Source organism: Proteus hauseri (genome assembly GCF_040139125.1).
Taxonomy (GTDB): Bacteria; Pseudomonadota; Gammaproteobacteria; order Enterobacterales; family Enterobacteriaceae; genus Proteus; species Proteus hauseri_B.
In genome coordinates this window covers 1-1,146 of sequence record NZ_JBEEUB010000032.1, presented here as the reverse complement: position 1 = coordinate 1,146, position 1,146 = coordinate 1, and the positions used below count along the sequence as shown (strand labels likewise).

Annotated in this window: 1 protein-coding gene; it reads left to right on the top strand. The window is 45.9% G+C overall.

Annotated elements, in window-relative coordinates; translation table 11 throughout:
* Nucleotides 1–1,101 (top strand): elongation factor Tu (tuf, locus tag ABN099_RS18990; RefSeq protein ID WP_349465933.1); only part of this gene is annotated, 1,101 nt, incomplete at its 5' end.
* Nucleotides 1,102–1,146: the final 45 nt, after the last annotated feature.

Below are 1,146 nucleotides of genomic sequence, written 5' to 3'. Positions count from 1 at the left end.
ACTGCTGCAATCACTACCGTTCTGGCTAAAACCTACGGCGGTGCTGCTCGTGCGTTCGATCAAATCGATAACGCACCAGAAGAAAAAGCTCGTGGTATCACCATCTCTACTTCACACGTAGAATACGACACCCCAAGCCGTCACTACGCACACGTAGACTGCCCAGGTCACGCCGACTATGTTAAAAACATGATCACTGGTGCTGCGCAAATGGATGGTGCTATTCTGGTTGTTGCTGCAACAGATGGTCCTATGCCACAAACTCGTGAGCACATCCTGTTAGGTCGTCAGGTTGGTGTTCCTTACATCATCGTATTCCTGAACAAATGTGACATGGTTGATGATGAAGAGCTGCTGGAATTAGTAGAAATGGAAGTTCGTGAACTTCTGTCTCAGTACGATTTCCCAGGCGATGACACTCCAGTAATCCGTGGTTCAGCGCTGAAAGCACTGGAAGGCGAAGCTGAGTGGGAAGCAAAAATTGTTGAATTAGCAGAAGCACTGGATTCTTACATCCCAGAACCAGAGCGTGCAATTGACAGACCATTCCTGCTGCCAATCGAAGACGTATTCTCAATCTCTGGTCGTGGTACAGTAGTAACAGGCCGTGTAGAACGTGGTATCGTTAAAGTTGGTGAAGAAGTTGAAATCGTTGGTATCAAAGCAACGGTTAAAACAACTTGTACTGGCGTTGAAATGTTCCGTAAATTACTTGACGAAGGTCGTGCTGGTGAGAACGTTGGTGTTCTGCTGCGTGGTACTAAACGTGAAGAAATCGAACGTGGACAAGTACTGGCTAAACCAGGTTCAATCAAGCCACACACTAAATTCGAATCAGAAGTTTATATTCTGAGCAAAGATGAAGGTGGTCGTCACACCCCATTCTTCAAAGGTTACCGTCCACAGTTCTACTTCCGTACAACTGACGTAACTGGTACTATCGAATTACCAGAAGGCGTAGAAATGGTAATGCCAGGTGACAACATCAACATGATCGTTGACCTGATTCACCCAATCGCGATGGACGACGGTTTACGTTTCGCTATCCGTGAAGGTGGCCGTACAGTAGGTGCAGGTGTTGTTGCTAAAGTATTAAGTTAATTTCTAACTTATTGCTTGAAGAGGGCATCAAATGATGCCCTTTTT